General features: G+C 56.2%; 17 protein-coding genes. 4 read left to right on the top strand and 13 right to left on the bottom strand.

The window, feature by feature from the left end:
• Position 1: 1 nt before the first annotated feature.
• The 13 genes from BMW31_RS05580 to BMW31_RS05520 form a co-directional block, all read right to left on the bottom strand.
• Positions 2-340, bottom strand: coding sequence for a hypothetical protein (locus tag BMW31_RS05580; protein ID WP_091822261.1), 339 nt, complete (start codon positions 338-340; stop codon positions 2-4).
• 4 nt (positions 341-344) lie between these two features.
• Positions 345-4,460: a hypothetical protein gene (locus BMW31_RS13580; protein ID WP_255404836.1), complete on the bottom strand. Its 4,116-nt coding sequence runs from the start codon at positions 4,458-4,460 to the stop codon at positions 345-347.
• Positions 4,461-4,506: 46 nt separating this feature from the next.
• Entirely contained in the window at positions 4,507-4,971 is a 465-nt protein-coding gene (locus BMW31_RS05570; RefSeq protein WP_091822258.1) for a hypothetical protein, read from the bottom strand.
• 1 nt (position 4,972) lies between these two features.
• Entirely contained in the window at positions 4,973-9,349 is a 4,377-nt protein-coding gene (locus BMW31_RS05565; protein WP_091822253.1) for an SHOCT domain-containing protein, read from the bottom strand.
• Between the two features lie 46 nt (positions 9,350-9,395).
• Positions 9,396-9,557: a hypothetical protein gene (locus tag BMW31_RS05560; RefSeq protein WP_177166276.1), complete on the bottom strand. Its 162-nt coding sequence runs from the start codon at positions 9,555-9,557 to the stop codon at positions 9,396-9,398.
• A gap of 71 nt (positions 9,558-9,628) precedes the next feature.
• Entirely contained in the window at positions 9,629-10,108 is a 480-nt protein-coding gene (locus BMW31_RS05555) for a hypothetical protein (RefSeq protein ID WP_091822249.1), read from the bottom strand.
• Positions 10,108-10,611 (bottom strand): hypothetical protein, encoded by a 504-nt coding sequence (locus BMW31_RS05550; RefSeq protein WP_091822245.1) that lies wholly within the window; start codon positions 10,609-10,611, stop codon positions 10,108-10,110. The genes BMW31_RS05555 and BMW31_RS05550 overlap by 1 nt, the downstream gene beginning before the upstream one ends.
• Entirely contained in the window at positions 10,608-10,841 is a 234-nt protein-coding gene (locus tag BMW31_RS05545; RefSeq protein WP_255404835.1) for a hypothetical protein, read from the bottom strand. Before BMW31_RS05545 ends, BMW31_RS05550 begins: the two co-directional genes overlap by 4 nt.
• Positions 10,834-11,301, bottom strand: a complete 468-nt coding sequence (locus BMW31_RS05540; RefSeq protein WP_255404834.1) for a hypothetical protein — start codon at positions 11,299-11,301, stop codon at positions 10,834-10,836. The genes BMW31_RS05545 and BMW31_RS05540 overlap by 8 nt, the downstream gene beginning before the upstream one ends.
• A gap of 138 nt (positions 11,302-11,439) precedes the next feature.
• Positions 11,440-11,910, bottom strand: a complete 471-nt coding sequence (locus BMW31_RS05535; protein WP_091822233.1) for an N-acetylmuramoyl-L-alanine amidase — start codon at positions 11,908-11,910, stop codon at positions 11,440-11,442.
• Positions 11,903-12,151, bottom strand: coding sequence for a hypothetical protein (locus tag BMW31_RS05530; protein ID WP_091822230.1), 249 nt, complete (start codon positions 12,149-12,151; stop codon positions 11,903-11,905). The genes BMW31_RS05535 and BMW31_RS05530 overlap by 8 nt, the downstream gene beginning before the upstream one ends.
• A 23-nt stretch (positions 12,152-12,174) precedes the next feature.
• A complete protein-coding gene (locus BMW31_RS05525; RefSeq protein ID WP_091822226.1) occupies positions 12,175-13,245 on the bottom strand; it encodes a hypothetical protein in 1,071 nt (356 codons plus the stop codon).
• Between the two features lie 34 nt (positions 13,246-13,279).
• Positions 13,280-14,224: an HK97 family phage prohead protease gene (locus BMW31_RS05520; RefSeq protein ID WP_091822223.1), complete on the bottom strand. Its 945-nt coding sequence runs from the start codon at positions 14,222-14,224 to the stop codon at positions 13,280-13,282.
• A 154-nt stretch (positions 14,225-14,378) separates the two neighbouring features.
• On the opposite strand from BMW31_RS05520, the gene BMW31_RS05515 reads away from it, so the two are divergent.
• From BMW31_RS05515 to BMW31_RS05500, 4 genes are read left to right on the top strand one after another with little or no spacing between them, the layout of a single operon-like run.
• Positions 14,379-14,852, top strand: a complete 474-nt coding sequence (locus BMW31_RS05515; RefSeq protein ID WP_028897507.1) for a terminase gpP N-terminus-related DNA-binding protein — start codon at positions 14,379-14,381, stop codon at positions 14,850-14,852.
• 12 nt (positions 14,853-14,864) lie between these two features.
• Positions 14,865-16,427 carry a hypothetical protein gene (locus tag BMW31_RS05510; RefSeq protein ID WP_091822219.1) on the top strand — a complete coding sequence of 521 codons (1,563 nt, stop codon included), beginning with the start codon at positions 14,865-14,867 and terminating at the stop codon, positions 16,425-16,427.
• A gap of 1 nt (position 16,428) precedes the next feature.
• Positions 16,429-16,659, top strand: coding sequence for a hypothetical protein (locus tag BMW31_RS05505; protein WP_028897505.1), 231 nt, complete (start codon positions 16,429-16,431; stop codon positions 16,657-16,659).
• 10 nt (positions 16,660-16,669) lie between these two features.
• Positions 16,670-17,089 carry a phage protein Gp36 family protein gene (locus BMW31_RS05500; RefSeq protein WP_091822215.1) on the top strand — a complete coding sequence of 140 codons (420 nt, stop codon included), beginning with the start codon at positions 16,670-16,672 and terminating at the stop codon, positions 17,087-17,089.

The raw sequence follows: 17,089 nt of genomic DNA, 5'->3' as shown, positions 1-17,089 counted from the left end.
CTTATATTGATTTATGTCTGATGTATCTGGTCCAAGTGTAATGCTTTCTTGCTTCAAGATAGAACCATGCGTCCTGATAGTCGTAAGCCTCACGTTCAAAAGTGATGCTTCTGTAAGCCTTGTGCCAGTTGCGCAAGCAAAGCAGTGCAAGCAGGAACTCTGCTATATAAAGCAGATAAAAGCCCACTATCAGCAGCTCTTTTTCCTGTTCCCAGTGTATAGCCTCATGTCTGAGGTTAGTATCAGCCAACTTCACACCCCTGCGGACAAAGATGCAGTTCAGTAGTGTTATCGCTTTGTACCCTTTTGGAGGGAGAATGTTGTTTTCTATAATCTTCATAGTTTTACCAATTTCTCGGTGCCTTCCATTGTATCCAGCATCCATAGTATGTATAATTGTTCATTGTTACTGACAGCGTGGGGAAGAAAACGAAGCACATCGCATCGCCCTCGCTATTGAGTAATAAGGATTCGACCTCTTCGTCATTATTAATCAAAAAGTATGATTTTGCGGACTTTTCTACCCATCTGCTGCCATTATATTCTTTGTAGCTATATGTATTTGATTTTACAAGGAGATAGCCTTTGTCGTTACTGCCTCGCTTTATCCATATCATCTTGCCCTCATCAGCCTCTGTCATGCTGGGTAGAGTAATTTCCACGTCTCGTGTCTTAGTGTCTTTAACGGTCTGTCCGTTTACCGTATGCTCATAGTAATACTGTGTACTTGCCCATACGGCTCCTACGCTTTTTTGAAGTGTCACAGACAACTTGCCCAGGTTTGCGTCTGATGTGGTCGTTGTCAGACCTATCACCTTGGGCTTGATGCCGAAACCGGCGACATAGCCACCAAGTATGTCTATTGCGCAGTTACCAGTATATTCATCGCCGACATGGGCACCCTTTGCCGATACGACCATGGCCACATTGTAGCCGAGTCCCCATTGGTCTGCCTCGTCCTCGTTCTCGAATCTGGCAACGGCACGTGCGCCGGTTGTCGCCGGAAGCACATTGCCACCGATACCGGCAAAGCACTTATGGTAATCATTTCGAAATATGATATAGGCATCGTTCTGAAATGGGGTATTGGTCAGCCCGTTGTCGGAAATCCTGAATCCGGCGATCTTCCCTTCATGGGCATTGATTGTACCCGTGATGTTGGCATTGGTGGCCGTAAAGCCGTCCATGGTAACGTTTCCGTCCGTATCCACCGTGAATTTGTCGTTGATGACCGTCTTGCCAAGGAAGTTGATGTGGTCCGCGTCGAAGAGCAGCGAGCTGCCGTCCTGGCTTGCCGTCAGTTTTATTCCGGCTGACTTTTTTCTCTCACCCTCTGCGTCATACCAGTCAGAGAAGAGCGTCAGCGAGCCATCCTCTTCTGCTACGGAGCGTAACAGCCCTACATTCTTATATCCGGTCAGGTTACCCTCGTCGTCCCATATCGCACTGTGCAGCAGGTCAGTGGTGCCCGTCAGGGAGGAGATGACAGTATTGTATCGCCCCTGCATGGTCAGCAGCGAGCCTTCCTGTCCGGAGGCTACAGCGTTCAGCAGCCGCTCCAGCGTCTCCTCGTTACCGGCGATGGCTTGCACCGTCTTGTCAGCCAGCTGCTCCATCACGGAGAGAGGCTTCGTTGTGTATTGCTGCACGGGCTTCCAGTCGGCAATGCTGAAGTCCCTGCCTTTTTTCTTGGTCACTATGGCGCGCAGCGCATCGTTGCTGTAGTCCACCGTGTCGTCCTTGTAGGTGGCATTGACCCACAGGTCTCCGATGTCATATTCCTGCTCGCGTGTCGGCTGGGCCACGAACACCCTGCGCTTACCGTCAGCGGTGTCCTGGGCGCGGTTGGCGGCTTCCAGCGATTTCAGCACATCGCCATCGGTTATCTCTCGCCATTCGTAACCGTTTCCGTCGGCTGTCTGCTCGAAGGAGTAGGCACGTCCGCCGCCTGTCTTGGCATAGCTCTTGTTGTAATAGATATCGTGCAGGTGATCCTTTCGGGTAAACTCGTCCTGCCAGTCGGCTGAGGGTGCGGTATCCAATGTCGGGACGGCATCGCCAAACCAGATTACGATTTGCTTGTCGTTCTGCTCCTGTACGGCCTTTATCTGTGATTTCAATGATGAAAGGTACTCTTCCATGGTCAGCTCGTTGCCGTTATCATCAGTTACCATCCACCATGAGCCCTCGGTAGGGCTCATCTGTATCTTGGGCTTGGGAAGGGAGAAGGAGTCAATGCCCACGTACATCTGGTAGTAAGGACTTCCCGTACCCGCTGCCGACTGGATGATGGCGTGCTGGCGGTCGGGATTGGCCCTGTTGCCAAGGGTTGACACCTCGTCGCCCACCTGTGGCTCATCGCTGCCCGAGGCATAGTCGTCAGCATCGGTGTTGTCACAGATGTCCACGTAGTCGGTGCCCAGCCCGGACACGCGGCGGTGCCAGTAGTGGTTACTCAGCTTCCCCTCCTTGTTCACGAGGTTGAAAGTCTCGCAGTAGGCAAGGTCATCCACGGCCATCGTGTTGCTGACCATGCGTCCATCACCGTCCTTCTGCGTGAAGTAGCACCGCCACCCACCGTCCGTCCTCTCCACCTTGGAGATGGTGAAGCTGCCGGGAGAGTTGATGATTTTACCTTTGATATGCGAGGTCTTCATAATCTCCACCTCCTCGGCGGTTATCTTCTTGCGCACGTCGATGTAGTCGCCCTCGATATGCCAGTTGCCCTGGGCATCAGCGTAGATGCCCGCACCTGTCGAGCCTTTCACGAATGTACCCAGCATGAGCTTTGCCAGCTGCGCCACACCGTCGCCGTTCAGGTAATACCTGCCGTCCTTGCCGACAGCGATGCCTTCAAGGAAAGTTATCAGCTTCTGCGCAACATCCTCGCTGTTCTTGCTCAGGAACTCCTTGTGCGTCCTTCTGGCACTGTACAGGTTCGTGTCCGCCGGCTTCGTCGTGTCCCAGCTGCGGATAATATCCGGCACGTTGATGGAGCCGACCATCGTCCCCGTATAATTCCTCACGTCGGTGATGGCATCGTCAATCTTCGCCATCGCCCCCGTCGAGAGGGCATCGCTGATTTCGAGGTCCATCTGCCCCGGCAGGTTCACCTTCCGGCTTATCCGTGTGATACGGCTCTGCCGGTAGCCCGTCTCGGGGAAGTATTCCTTGCTCTCTAATCGTATGCGCCGGCCTATAAACAGTTCCGTCCCCGTGTCCTCCATCCACACATGGTCCGTCGGAGCCTTGTAGCGGCTCACGTCTAAGGCGTGCCTGCGGTTGTACTCGTCCACCGCGCTGCGCAGTTCCTTCTCCGCCAGCCCGTAGTACTCGTCCGGCATGCGGATGTTCCACAGGATGTATTTGTCGCCCGCCTTCGGCACCAGCGTGCCGCCCGGCAGCTGCGTGTCGTCATCGTAGGGCCATATCGTGATGATCTCAAACTCCTTCGTGTCGCTGTTGAAATTGACCTCAAAGTAATGGTCATTGTCCGTACCCAGCCCGGCAAGCTCGCTGCCCTCCTGGAACGACACGCGCTTTACCAGCCCGCCTATCTCGTAGTCGTTCGGGTCGAAGGGCAGGTCGTTGTCCCGGAAGTAGTATATCGTGAAGGGCTTGCCGTCCTTGTCCTTTACCTCTTCGTGGCGCACGCTGCCCACCACGCCCACGCGCCGCGGGTAGATGCCGGCAAAGGCACTCTGCTCGTAGTGGTGGATGATGCCGTACTTCTCCACGTTCACGTCCACATACCGCGCGCCGTCAGGAAGCATCAGCCGGCTGTGCCCGTATTTCTCAGGGTCGATGTTCCTCGTGCTGCCTATCGGGAACAGCCGCGTGTAGAACTTCGCCCCGTCGGCCGTGTCGCGGTCCAGCGAGGTCAGCCCCTTGTCGTAGCCCAGCGCCACCTCCTCGCCGTGTTCGCAGCGGCACAGGTTCAGCGTCTCGCCGTCAAACCACCATTCCGTGCCCACGGCCTCCGCCAGTTCCTTTAGTGCCTCGTGGCAGTACTTGCCGGTGTAGTCTATCACCACGTTCTCCGTACCCTCCACGGCACCCGCCTTGAAGTTCGTCGTGCCGTCCATGCCGTCGTTGATGTTCCGCACAATCAGCCGCACATGGTCCACCGGGCGCGCTGTCAGCGTGAACACCGCCTCGTTCCCGCCGTCCGTGTTGTTCAGCACGAGGAAACGCTTGATCAGGCTTTCTATGCCGTACAGCTGGAGACTGTATTCCCATTCTACGGTGCTCTTCTGGGCAGGGGCATATTTCGCCACCGCCCAATACCGCTCGCCGCCATAGTCCATGTAGTCGTTCACGTCGATGGGCACGAACTCGTACAGCGTGAACGAGAGTTTCAGGAGGTTGTCCCCCTGTATCTCCTTGTCCTGCGTGCTGCTCTCGTCAGGCGCTATCCGTGCCTTCACGTTGCCGTAACTGTCATATAGTGTCAGAAGCATTTTTTACTTGTATTTGAATGGTGTTTGAATGGTGATAAAACAGCGTTTATATAATCGGTTCTGGCTCGCGGAACCTTACCTTGTAGCGGCTGGCCTGCACACCCTCCGTCCACAGGTAGGTCAGCGACCGGTATGCGCTGCAGTCCAGGTAAAAGACCTTCAGCGTCAGCCCCAGTTCCGTGAAGGTCATCGTCAGCCAGCCGTCCTTGCCCGTCTTCAGGAAGCGGATAAAGGCCATGTAGTTGGCCAGCCACTGCTCCCGCGACCTCGCATACTGGGCGAAGTGCAGCGTGATGTCGCGCTCCGCGTTGGCGGGTACCAGCGCCCGGGAGTATTTCCTGCCGTCATGCTCCCGTATGTCCACGCCCACATGCTCCTTGGCCTTGCTCGGCGTGAGGATGGCGTTCAGGTTCTCCCTGCCGCCCTTCTTCTCCTCCGTCAGGAACACGCCGTACTCCTTCCAGATGTCCGTGCCGTTGATCAGCACCAGTCCGCCTAATATCTTGTCCATATCACTTCACTTTTATGCCGTCGCGTACTATTTTCCTAATCTCATCCTTGATGGCGCTCAGCGACGCCGCGCTGCTTCCCGTGTTGTCCTCTATCTTCTTCAGGTGCTGCTGCGCCGCATCCATCTTCCCGACCACGTCCTCCACACGGTCATCGATGCTTGCCCAGTGCATCTGTCCTGAAACAAAGAGCCCCTCCAGTTTCGTGCCTTGGTCCTGGCTCATCGCCATGAAGGCACCTGCCTTGCCGCTCTGTGTCGTACCGCCGGCCTTGTCGGTCTCCTTGATGATACCCTCCTGGCGCAGCTGGTCGATGTCGTTTCTTGCGCTGTTCACATAGCCCTCGTATTCGGCCTTCAAATCGTCCAGCCGTTTCCGGTACTCCGCGTCCGTCAGTTCTCCGTTCGTGCGCGCCTGGTTCAGTTTTGCCAAGTTCTCGTACCAGTCTTCCAGGTTCTTCTGGAACTTCGCACCCACGAGGTTGTTCACCGCCATCTTGTTCACCATCGCCTGCCAGTTCTCGGCTATCTCATCAAACACCTCCTCCGAGCCGTCCGCAAGGTCGTAGAGCGAGCCCAGGAAGTCATCGAACACGTTCGCCTTCGTTGTCGTGGTCAGGTTCTCATAGAGCGTGGCCGTTATCTCCTCCAGCTTGCCCGCCTGCTCGATGTAGGCATTCAGTTTCTCCGCCACACGGCCGCCGTAGCCGCCCTTGCCGGTGTCCTCGATCTGCTTCCACATATCGACATTGGAGCGCAGCATCTTCATCTCCTCGGGGCTCAGGTCCCACAGGTCGCCGGTCCACTGCCTGCCCATCTGGCGGCTCAGCCGCGCTATCTGCTCGTCGCTGTAACCACCCCAATAATAATTGAAACTGTGGTGCGACGAGTGGTAGCGGGCCTGCGCCTGCGCTATGCCCTTGTAGTTCTCGTTCGTCTCGCGCTGCAGCTTCTCCGCGTCGCTCGATATGCGTATCGCCGTCGCGCCCCGTGCCGACTTCATCTCGTCCGTCAGGTCCTCAATGGCCTGCTCCAGCAGTTCGTTCCGCTTGCTCAGTCGGTCGATGGCGGCAGCCACCTCCCTCTCGTTGCTGTTCGTGAACCAGTCGCTCGGCCCCTTGCTGCTCAGCGCGCCGAAGGAGAGGATGTTGCCCACGCGCCCCAGCACTGTGTCCAGCAGGCCGCCCACGCCGTTCACCACGATGCCCTCCAGCACCTTGAAGAGGTTCTCCGGAAGGTCGAAGATGGCGTCTATAAGGTTGCCGACGGCGTCCAGTATGCTCACCACCAGGTCATCAATCCACCTGAGCGAGATAAGTTCCGTGATGGAGTCCAGCACGCCCGTAACGAAACTCTTGATACCGTTCGCAAGATCCAGTATCAGTTTCGGTATCTGAGCCACGATGCCTATCACGCTGCCCATACCGCTCGACAGCACGCTCTGTAGCCCGCCCCCGATGCTGCCCAGAGCACTGCCCATCGTTCCCGACAGCGTCGTGCCTATTGTCTTCGCCATCCCTTCGCCCATCTGGGGCAGTATGGAGTCAAGTGTGCCCTTCAACTGGTCTATCTGCCCCACGCTCTGCTGCAGGCCGCCGAAGCCCTCCACGCCCTGCCAGCCCTTGGCATTACTGAGCGCCGTAGTCAGGCCGCTCGTGAAGTTCGCCACCTCGTCGGAGGTGCGGTTCAGCGCCGTGCCGAAGTCCTCCATGTTCTCGCGGGCCTGTGCTGTGGCTGCGCCAAGTTCCTCTGCCTTCTGCTCAAGTGCCTTGTACTCCTCTTCCGTGATGTCCCCGGAAGCCAGGCGCTTCTTGCCCTCGTCCCGTGCCTTCACGGCAGCCTCTTCAGCCTTTACAGCGCGGTCGTAGGCAGCCACGCTGTCCGTGAATTGCTTAATGGCTTCGTCCAGTTTCTGCCAGGTCGCGCTCTGGTCCGTGCCCACATACTTCCGCATCTCCTGTATCAGGTCAGACACCTTCTGCTGTGTCTCGGCGTCGGCCTTCCGGTAATCCTCCGTTTCCACGTATGCGCGGAGCTGCTCCATCATCGGCTCCATCATCTCCTTCGTCAGGTTGCCCACGCCGCTGAAGAGGGCGTTCCAGTCTATGCCCCGGCTGATCTCCTCGAACCGCAGGCTTGCCTCACGCTCCTGCTGCTCCTTCAGTATCTTTGCCTTCTGCCACTTCTTCGTCGCCTCGCTTACCTCGCTTGCGTCCACCTCCGCTATCTGCTGTGCCGTCTCCTTGGCAATGGCCAGTTTCTGCTGCTGGAACGAGCCGTAGGCCTTCAGATAGTCGCTCATGGCCTGTACCTCGTCCCTTTGCTGCTCCAGGCGTTTCTTAGCCTCTTCCTTGGCGATTTCAGCTTCGCCGTCTTTCTGTTTCTGTGCGGCGAGAGTGCGGCCTTTCACCAGCGCATCGCTCTGCTCCTGGGTAAGGTGTCCTTTCTGGGCATCGCGCCATTTCTTCTCCTGGGTGGCGAGTTCTTCCATCTCTTTTTGGTAGTTCTCCCTGATTTGTCGGCGCTTCTTCTCCGAGCCCTCCTTCAGCAGGTCTATCTCCTCCTGACGGTTCTTCTGCTGGAGGGCGAGCAGTTCAGAGGCAAGGCGTTCTTCTTCCCGTTTGGCGTCCTTAGGCTTCTTTTCTTTTGTCTTTTTGGGTTTGTCGGGGGCGGAATGTCCACCGATATTGTTGCTCTTACCGATGGAAGCAGCCTGTTTTTCCAGGTCGGCTGCCTGTTTGAGGAAGCCGTCGCGTTCAGCTTCCAGTTCTTTAGTCCTCTTATCGTAGGCTTCCTTGTTGTACCTCTCAATGGCGGCATAGCCATCGTAGGCACCGTGGGATTCAGCAGTCATCATATAATGACCCATACGGGCGAAGAACCCCATATCGCTGTCGGCATTGCCTGGTTTGGTGGCCTTGTGCTTGTTTACTTTTTCGTCCGCTTCCACGGCCTTGTTCACAAGTGCCTGTGCCTTTGCCTGAAGGAACAGCATCTGGATATACTGCTCGGCTTTCTGTGTCAGCACGTCGTACCACTGGGCCACGGTGTCGTAATAGCCAAAAGCCTCGCCGTACTTGCGGTTCATCTCCTCGCACTTCTTCTTTTCCTCTTCCTTAGAGCCGGTGAAGTTCTTCAGGCTCTCACGGGTGGTGTCTATCTCGAAGCGGGTCTTGATCATCTCCGCACGCCCCTGTGATTCTATCTCGACACGCTCCTGGGCTTTCCGTGCAGCCTCTTCCTGTGCGTCGGACAGCTTGTTCCACGCCACGATAAGGCCGGTAATGACAACGGACAGGCCGAGCGTCAGCGTGGCCATGAGTGCCGTAGCCGCCGCATTGGAGATACCCAGCGAGGTGGCGAGGCGGTAGTTGGCTGCCGTCAGCAGGTTCTTTACTTTCGTTACCGTAACCAGACGGAAGGCGCTGTCCTTGTTCAGGGCATTGAACACCTGCTGCAGTCCCATCGTGATGGCCATGACACTCTGCACACGCGCCTGCACCTTCATCAGGTTCTCATTCTCTGAGGCGAACAGGGACATTACGCCGGTAGCCGTGGTGAACGCTCCGGACAGGCCGTTTACACCCGATATGAAGCCCTGCAGGTTCGCATCGTCATTGGCGAGGATATTGGTCTGGGCACGCAAATCGCCGAGGGTGTCGGACAGTTGCGCGGCCTTCTGTGCCATTTGCCGGTACTCCTCGGTGTTCTGCTCGCCGTTCAGGCGCATGCGTGCCATGTCGTTCTGCAGTTCGCGCAACTGGCGCGACAGGCGTTTGTTGCTCTCCCTGTTGCGCTCCTGCTCCTCGGTCAGCGAGGCGAGGATGTTCTTGTCCTCCTGCAGGGCTTTCTTGGCGGCGTTCAGTTCCGCAAGCGCCGCACCTTGCGCGTTACCGGGTGCGGCCTGCTCGTAGGCCTTCTGCAAGGCACGCACGTCGGCCTCCACCTGCTTGACAACGGCTTTCTGCTCCCGTATCTTGTCGGTAAGGCTCTTATTCGCCGCTGCTGCCTGTTCTTCTGAAATGCTTATCTTGCGGTATTCCTGCTCCAGTTGGGCCACTCCTTGTTTGGCCTGCTGGTGTTCCTTCTCCAGTTGCTGCAGCGCGCCCGTTTCCTCTGCGAGGACTTTCTTGCAGGCACTTATCTCCGCCAGCAATTCCTGCTGACCGGCACCGGGTTTCATCGTCTGCAGTTTCCGCTGCATCCTGTCCAGGTCGGAGTTCACGCCGTCGATGACCTTCCGCTGCTCCTCGATCTTGGTGTTGATGATGAGGGAAGCACGACGGGCGGCACCCAGCAGCTGCTCGACACTCATCTTGCTTTTGTCGAGACCGGCGGTCAGGTTGTCGCGCATCAGGAATTCTATCTCTACTGGTTTCATTTGCTTACTCGGTGTTTGGTGCCTTGCGACTCGGTCGCAAGGTGTGTTATGCTTTCAGTTTGCTCTGGAAAAAGCCCACGATGTCCCCGGCTTCCTCCTCGGCGGTACGGTTGTCGTCCTCTTTCGTCTTGCTGCCCACATAGCGGGGCGCGTCGCTCAGCATCATGATGAGCGTCTGGTAGTTCACGCCGTTCAGGATATAGTCCACGCTCCAGCCTGTCGCGCTCGCTATCTGCCAGACAAATCCGAAGGGGCTATGGGAGCCTTCCCACCGGCTCTTTAACTCCCCTTCCTTCCGTGGCTCAGTCTCAGCTTCATCGGGTTCGTCATCTCGGCTGATCTGATAATAGGTATAAAAGACTGCGTGCCCATCAGCAGCACGAACTGCGAGAAGGCGGCCTTCTGGTACTCCCACTTCATCCTGTGCCTCACGAGCCACGACAGCAGCCACACCGGAAGCCACCAACGCTCCATAGTCAGGGCGATGATACGGCTCAGTGTCTTGCCGTGGCGGGCCAAGAACGCCATCTGCCCCTCATGGTCCATAGCCTCCAGTTCCTCCGCCGTCGTGTCCATCGACAGGTAGGCATGCGCAATCTTGATTTGCCGGGCAAGTGTCGGGCGCTTCATTGTCAGGCGCAGCCGCAAGGGCTGCTTCCTGAAGGGTATCCTCAAATCTTTGAGAGGGAGGGAAACACCCGCATCAAGCAAGGCTTCCGCTCCCTCCCGTTGGATTTTCCTGATTACTTGCTCGTCCATCAGCCTTCATCAAGAGTGTCGTTGATCTCATAGGGAGCGCCGCCGTCCTCAGGCTTGTTCACCTTCAGCTGGCACTCTATCTTCGACACCTCCGTCAGGGTCAGCTTGCCGCCGAGGTTGGCAAGAATGGTGCCGTTAGGAATGGTCATGGTCTGACCGCTCACGAAGTCGATTTCCCACTTGCCGTGCAGATCCACGAGTGAGGTCGGGGCCTTCCAGCCCGTCACCTTCTTGTTGCCTTCGTTGCCGGTCTCCACCAGCGTACCGCCCATGGCGTTCTTGAAGTTCTCGTAGTCAAGCTGGATGAGGTTGAAGGTCGGGGCAATCTGCCCGTTCTTCTGCATCAGTGTCAGAACCGGCGCATCTGGAACCTGCTCGGCTTCCACGTCCGTACTCTCCGGCTTCGTGCCGCCCCAGTCCCAGCTGCCCTTCTCGATGTAACCCATCAGGGTTGAGTTGAATTTCACGGCTGCGATGCCGTAGATGAATTTGTTCTTGCTCATTTCTTTTTCAGTTTTATGAATGTATATACTATTCCGATAACTCCCGCCAACAGCCCGGCCAGGAAGTATTTGAGTCGCATGAGGAAGCCGTTACCGGTACTTTCCTTCGCCTCCTCCTTGTGCTCAGCCTTGCTGTCGCTCGCAATTTTGAGTTGCCGCTTCAGTGTGCTGATGGTCTTGGCATATCTGGCGCATACCAGTTCCAGGCTGTCGCATCCGGCTTCAATCACTATCCGCTCCGGCTCCTGTGCCGTCGGTACTTTGTGGCTCACCTTCACGCTCGCCTGGCCCTGCCTCGCCGTGTAGCCCGCCCCGGGAGGTAGCAGGCGAAGGCTGTCCAGGTTCAGCGTCAGGCTTACCGCCGACATCGGCACTTTCACGGGTGTCAGGCTCGTTTCGGTGATGCTCACCGCCTCGCTGTCCCTTGCCTCGAGAGTGCTTTGCACGGCCCGGCTTTCCGTCGTCAGCCTCTTCGTCGAGCGACAGCTCGCCGCTGACAGGGCAATTAGCGCGATGAGGACAAACCTGGATAGCCTCGATAGCGCGGGAGAGACGGTTGAGCGCACGCCGCGTGCGGCTGTTCTCGGCTCCCAGGGCCTCAATCTGTTCTTTTGTCTCTTCATATTTCTTCTGTGTTTCAACCAGCAGCGTCGAGATGTCCTCGTACATCGTCTTGTAGGTGTCGTGCACCTCCTTGGCGGTCTTGGCCTCCCGCGCCTTGCGGTTCGCAATCCACGCAATGGCGGCACCGATACCGCCAGACGGGATTGCCCATTGCAGAATCTGTAATATCGTGTCTGCCATTGCTTGTAAATTGTGAATTGTAAATTATGAATTATGAACTCCTATCTCGCGCAGCCACTGCTTGACGTCGAAGCTCGGACAGGCCTTGCCGGGGTTCAGGTCGTGGTGTCCCACGATTCGTATCTGGGGGAAACGCTCGTGGAAGTCGCGCACATAGCGTTTCAGGGCTTCCTTCTGCACCGCCGTCCGCGTGTCCTTGGGCTTCATGTCTTTGTCGCAGCCGCCCACATACACGATGTGCCGGCTCACGCTGTTGTAGCCTGCTGCGCCGTTGGTAACCTCCCACGGATCCACCTGCGCGTCCTCGTTGTTGTCCACCAGACGCTCCACGCTGCCGTTAAGGTGGAATAGGTCCGTGTAGCCCACCTGCTTCCAGCCACGCCCACCCTTGCTTACCGGGTCGGTGTGCCAGTGGCGTATCTCCTTGGAGCTTACCTCACGGCCTTCAGGCGTGGCGGTGCAGTGGATTACAAGATACTTCATCGGCTTACTCATCGCCTTCCGTGTTGGTGGATACCTCTGGCTCTGTTTCGGGTTCCGGAGTCTGCTTCACCTCCTCCTGTTTCTCTCCGAGGATATAGGCAGGTTCTGTCTTGCCCTTGAATTCCTTGCACAGCCCGCGCTCAATGAGCGACTTGGCACGTTCCTTGTCCTTCACTTCCAGAATGGTCTCCGACTCATACACCGTAACATGGTCGTCACGGTCACGAAATATGCTTGTTACTTTCAGTTTCATTTGTATTGCTTTTTGGGTTATACTTATCCTTCAGGAATGCTTGGATCCTTGTAACCGCTCATCATCACGGCACCGGCATCTGCCTTCTTCGGCATGCAGATGAAGTAGTGGCGGAAGTTGATCTTGTTTCTCTGATACTCGGGGTCGGTGGCAGCCTCGCTGTAGTACATCTTCGTTGAGCCCGTGGCCTTGAACACGCGCTGGGTGTAGAAGGCGAAGGAACACTGGAACTCACCTGCCTCCGCTGTCGCGCCGACATCCTTCTTCACGCCGGCTGTGGTGTACAGCGGGTTATTTCCGAACTCATAGATGTCAAAGCCATACAGTCTGCCCACCGTTCCGTCGTTGCGGTTGATGTTGTACTGCTCCTTGAACACCTGGGAAACCTCCAACAGGTCGTTGGCATGATCACTGCAAAGCACCAGGCGACGGCCTTGGGCGGGCACTTTCAATTTATCAAGCGCACGCTTCAAATTCAACAGGTCATTTGCCGTCATCTTCAGGCGACCCGTTACGGGGTCTTTCTCGCCGGTGGTCTTCAGCACGGGCGTGGTGGCGGTGTTCTTCTGTGCGCAAAGGGCATGGGCAGCCTTGGCAAACTTCGAGTCGTTTATAGAATTACCGTGGCTCTCCTTCACGCGGGCCATCTTGTCGTAACTCAATGCGTAGAGTTCGTCATCGGTAATAGGAGTTACCTTCGTCTGGAACTTGTCCAGCTTGATGGCGATGTCCTTGTCATCCAGTGCCTGGAGGGGAATAGGATAGGTCGTGTTGTTGATCAATACGTCAGGGTCCACGCCAACCTCCACAAGGTGGATGACATCGTTGTTCACGATACTCGAACTGTCGGGGATACCGTCGAGGAAGGTAGCCTCCAGTCCACGGCGAAGGTGTTTCACCAGCTCGCCCGTCCATATCTCGGTATAAACACCCGCGCGGAGACTTCCGACAGGGGCGGCCTGCCCGATGACGGCAGCAAGCACATTCATGCCGACGGCACCCGTCATGGGCGACAGGCCGGCAACGGCGGCAAGGGTGCCGCCCATGAGGCAGTTAAAAAGGACTGCCGCAAACATTGCAATCAATCTTGTCATTGCTTTTTTCGTTTTGTTGTTATTACAGGGTTGGTTAAATCTCACAGTCGAAGCCGTACTCGGCCTTGTACAGTCTGCAGTACTGCGCACGGTCGTTCTTGCGCATTTCCTCTAGTTTGTCGGCCGGGACGTCGCTCAACTTGGCATACTCCGCGGTATTGCCGGCAGGCGCACCACCGTGTATGAGCTCGCTTGCCTTCACTACGGGAGCCATCGCATCAAGGGTGGCCTTCAGTTCTTCGGCACCGATCTTCTTGCCAAGGTCCACAAATTGCTGCTTCTTGGCAAGCAGGATTTTCTTCTCGTCCACGGCAGCGTCCACCATCGCCTCGATGCGGGCGGCAAGCAGCGCATCCTTCTCCTTCTTCAGGTCATCGACCTCTTTTCCTTTCGCCAGCAACTGGCCGATGGCGGCGTGGATGGCCGCTTCGTCGGCATCAGCCGGCAAGCCCAGCATGAGGGCTAACTTCTCTTGATCCATTGTCTTTTGCTTTTTGGATTTGTTATTACTATGCAGTGGCGGCAACACATCTGCCGCATCTTTGCCCAATGTCAGTCGCACGCCGTCCTTGTGCAACGCGATGGCGTCATCATTCGCTCCGATGTCCACCAGTGACACCTCGAACAACTTGCTCTTTGTAATGGTCGGGGCGGTCTGTCCCTGTACCAGGAACTTCTGCTCCTCGCTGGTCTCCAGAATGTCTATGCCGACGCTCACCATCTTCAGGGAGCCGAACTCCCACTGCTTCTTGCAGCGCTTGCTCAGTTCCGTGGCCTCGTCGAACACCAGTTCACCGGTGACCTCACCTTCTTCCACCTTCAGGTCCTTCACCACGCCGATGACCTGACCGCGCTCGTGCATGTACAGCAGCACGGGGTTGCGGTTGTACTGCTCGACGTTCATTCCCGCCGTCAGCACGCGTGTACCGTAGCTGTTCAGGCTCTCATTGCTGATTCTCACTCGATTTGTCTTGCTCATATCATCGCTTTTTTGATGCAAAGATGCGGTGTTTTCATCGCCCGTCAAAAAAAGTGTGAAACGGTTGCACACTTCTATGCAAGCAATGCACACTTCTTTTCCGGATTGGCTGAAAAACAGCATCTTTGCACTGTTTTTTAATCCATTTCATTTTATGACAAAGGCAGAGATAGAACAAAAAAAGAACATCGGCAGGTCGCTTTACCTCTCCGGGATGGAGCAGACGGAGATTGCTGACCAGTTAGGAGTGTCGCGCGTCACCGTCTCCAAATGGTGCGCTTCGGAAGGTTGGAAGGAGGCACGTGCGGCCAAGAACATCACGCGCCCGGAACTCGTAAACAAACTGCTCCTCGCCATAGACAACCTCATCGGGCAGGTAAACGCGTCAGGAGACCCGGAAGCCATCGGTTCCCTGGCAGACAAGCTCTCCAAACTTTCGGCTACCATAGAGAAACTCGACAAGAAGGCAAACGTCATCGACGCTATCGAGGTTTTCATGGCATTCAACCGTTGGATTCAGGACCAGGCTTCATACGACCCGGAGATTACGCCGGAGCTCATCAAGGCTATCAATAAGTACCAGAACAAGTTCCTCATGGAGCGCATGCAGCACCCATCGGAACTATAAAGCACATATTCTATGGCAACAATCACAGAACTCAAGCAGATACAGGAGGAGTGGAGGGAGCATTGCCGGCAGATACAGTCCATTACCGACACCAGGAGCCTTGTCCGGGAAACCGCAACGCAGAAGGAGCAGCGCATACGCCGCCTGCAGAAGGACTATGCCGCTTTCTGCGAGTATTATTTTCCGCACTTTCTGCAACTCCGCGACAAGGTGACGGGAGAGGTCATCCGCACCATCCACAATGCGCCGTTCCACAACGCGGCGGCGCGCAAGGTACACGACACACCCAATCTCAAGGCGGTGTTCAAGTGGCCGCGCGGTCATGCCAAGTCCACACATTTCGACATCTTCATGCCGCTCTGGCTCATGTTCCAGCCAAAGCGGCTCATCAATTTCATGGTGCTGGTGGGTAAATCCGAGGATAGTGCCGATCGTCTGCTCGGAGATATTCAGGCTGAACTGCAATATAACAAGCGTATCATCGCAGACTTCGGCAAGCAGATGTCTATGGGTAACTGGACCGAGGGCGAGTTCACCACAAAGGAGGGTGTATATTTCCTGGCGTGCGGACGCGGACAGTCGCCGCGTGGTCTCCGCAAGCGTGAGGCGCGTCCGGACTATATCGTCATCGACGACCTCGACGACGACGAACTCTGCCGCAACGAGCGCCGTGTCCGTGAGCTCACCGACTGGGTCAAGGAGGCGCTCTTCGGTGCGCTTGACGTGGGGCGCGGTCGTTTCCTTATGGTCGGCAACCTTATCTCCAAGACTTCCGTGCTGGCGAACATCTGCGCCACCAAGGGTGTACATGTGTCCGAGATAAAGGCCGTCGATAACGAGGGCAATCCCGTATGGAAGGAGAAATGGACCAAGGAGGAGGCACGGGAGTATGCCGACTTCGTGGGGTACCGCGCCTGGAACAAGGAGATGATGCACAACCCCATCGTCGAGGGCACGGTATTCCGGCAGGAATGGATATGCTGGGCAAAGCGTCCGGCATGGAAGGACTTTACCGAATTCGTCCTCTACATCGACCCCTCGTGGAAAAGCAAGAAGACCAATGACACCAAGGCTGCCAAGCTGTGGGGAAAGCACAAGACCAACCTCTGGCATCTCAGAGCGTTCGTCCGCAAGGCCTCCGTCGCCGAGATGGTGCGCTGGTGCTACGACCTCTACGAATGGAGCCAGGAAGTCGGCATCGCCATCCGCTTTGTCATGGAGGCGAACTTCATGCAGGACATCATCCTCGACGATTTCACCATAGAGGGCAACATCCGGGGATACCAGCTTCCCATCACGGGCGACACACGCAAGAAGCCGGACAAGTTCCAGCGCGTTGAGGCCATCAGCCCGTTATGGGAACGGGGCTTCGTCTTCTACGACCAGACGCAGAAGGAAGATCCGGACATGCTGGCCGGGGTAGCGCAGACGCTCGCCTTTGAGAAAGGCATGTCCGGCAATGACGACGCGCCCGATGCCGACGAGGGAGCCATCTATATTCTCCAGAAGAATACAAGACAGCAGATTTACAAACCGAGGTTCGGGCACCGTCCGACTTCTAAAAACTTATGGTGATATGTTCAAACTCATTAAAGACATCGTTTTTGCCGTCCGCTTCAAGCGTGCGGTCAGAAAGGCGGATTATTTCCACCACATCACGCACCGCAAGTACATGGTCATCGTGGTCAAGGGTAAACTTGAGGTGCTCTCCAAACAGGAACTCAAGAAGTTCGTATCAAACGGGATATTCCTCAAAGGGACAACCATCGGGGATATTGAAGCCAAGGCTTTGTATATAACAATGTAAAACGTGGCTTATGTTTATCACAGACGAAGATTACAAAGTTGTCATCGGCGACCAGGCACTCAAGGTGGTGTCACAGGTCAGTACCGATAACAGGGAGAATGCGGAGGCGGAGGCCATCGAGGAAATGGCCGGCTACCTCCGCCCGAAATACGACACGGAGGCCATATTCTCTGCCACCGGAAGTCGGCGCAACAGGCTCGCCGTCATGTATGCCTGCGACATCGCCCTCTACCACATGGCTGCCTCCACACCTCAGAAAATGGGTATGGAGATACGCAAGGAACGCTACGAGAGGGCGGTCAAGTGGCTGGAGGGGGTACAGGCAGGAAGGATTGTGCCCGACCTGCCGCTGGCCACAGACGAGCAGGGAAACCCTGTCGGAATACCTTTGGTATATGGCAGTCAGAAGAAGATAAGGCATAACTGGTAA

The sequence above is a fragment of the Prevotella sp. kh1p2 genome (assembly GCF_900111525.1).
In the GTDB taxonomy this organism is placed as follows: domain Bacteria; phylum Bacteroidota; class Bacteroidia; order Bacteroidales; family Bacteroidaceae; genus Prevotella.
Note: the sequence above shows the minus strand (reverse complement) of the source record. Positions and strands in the feature narration are given on the sequence as shown.

What these genes read in the sequence shown, in the direction of transcription:
- BMW31_RS05580 (WP_091822261.1), bottom strand. Translation starts at nt 340, where the DNA reads ATGAAGATTATAGAAAACAACATTCTCCCTCCAAAAGGGTACAAAGCG.
- BMW31_RS13580 (WP_255404836.1), bottom strand. Translation starts at nt 4,460, where the DNA reads ATGCTTCTGACACTATATGACAGTTACGGCAACGTGAAGGCACGGATA.
- BMW31_RS05570 (WP_091822258.1), bottom strand. Translation starts at nt 4,971, where the DNA reads ATGGACAAGATATTAGGCGGACTGGTGCTGATCAACGGCACGGACATC.
- BMW31_RS05565 (WP_091822253.1), bottom strand. Translation starts at nt 9,349, where the DNA reads ATGAAACCAGTAGAGATAGAATTCCTGATGCGCGACAACCTGACCGCC.
- BMW31_RS05555 (WP_091822249.1), bottom strand. Translation starts at nt 10,108, where the DNA reads ATGGACGAGCAAGTAATCAGGAAAATCCAACGGGAGGGAGCGGAAGCC.
- BMW31_RS05550 (WP_091822245.1), bottom strand. Translation starts at nt 10,611, where the DNA reads ATGAGCAAGAACAAATTCATCTACGGCATCGCAGCCGTGAAATTCAAC.
- BMW31_RS05535 (WP_091822233.1), bottom strand. Translation starts at nt 11,910, where the DNA reads ATGAGTAAGCCGATGAAGTATCTTGTAATCCACTGCACCGCCACGCCT.
- BMW31_RS05530 (WP_091822230.1), bottom strand. Translation starts at nt 12,151, where the DNA reads ATGAAACTGAAAGTAACAAGCATATTTCGTGACCGTGACGACCATGTT.
- BMW31_RS05525 (WP_091822226.1), bottom strand. Translation starts at nt 13,245, where the DNA reads ATGACAAGATTGATTGCAATGTTTGCGGCAGTCCTTTTTAACTGCCTC.
- BMW31_RS05520 (WP_091822223.1), bottom strand. Translation starts at nt 14,224, where the DNA reads ATGAGCAAGACAAATCGAGTGAGAATCAGCAATGAGAGCCTGAACAGC.
- BMW31_RS05515 (WP_028897507.1), top strand. Translation starts at nt 14,379, where the DNA reads ATGACAAAGGCAGAGATAGAACAAAAAAAGAACATCGGCAGGTCGCTT.
- BMW31_RS05510 (WP_091822219.1), top strand. Translation starts at nt 14,865, where the DNA reads ATGGCAACAATCACAGAACTCAAGCAGATACAGGAGGAGTGGAGGGAG.
- BMW31_RS05505 (WP_028897505.1), top strand. Translation starts at nt 16,429, where the DNA reads ATGTTCAAACTCATTAAAGACATCGTTTTTGCCGTCCGCTTCAAGCGT.
- BMW31_RS05500 (WP_091822215.1), top strand. Translation starts at nt 16,670, where the DNA reads ATGTTTATCACAGACGAAGATTACAAAGTTGTCATCGGCGACCAGGCA.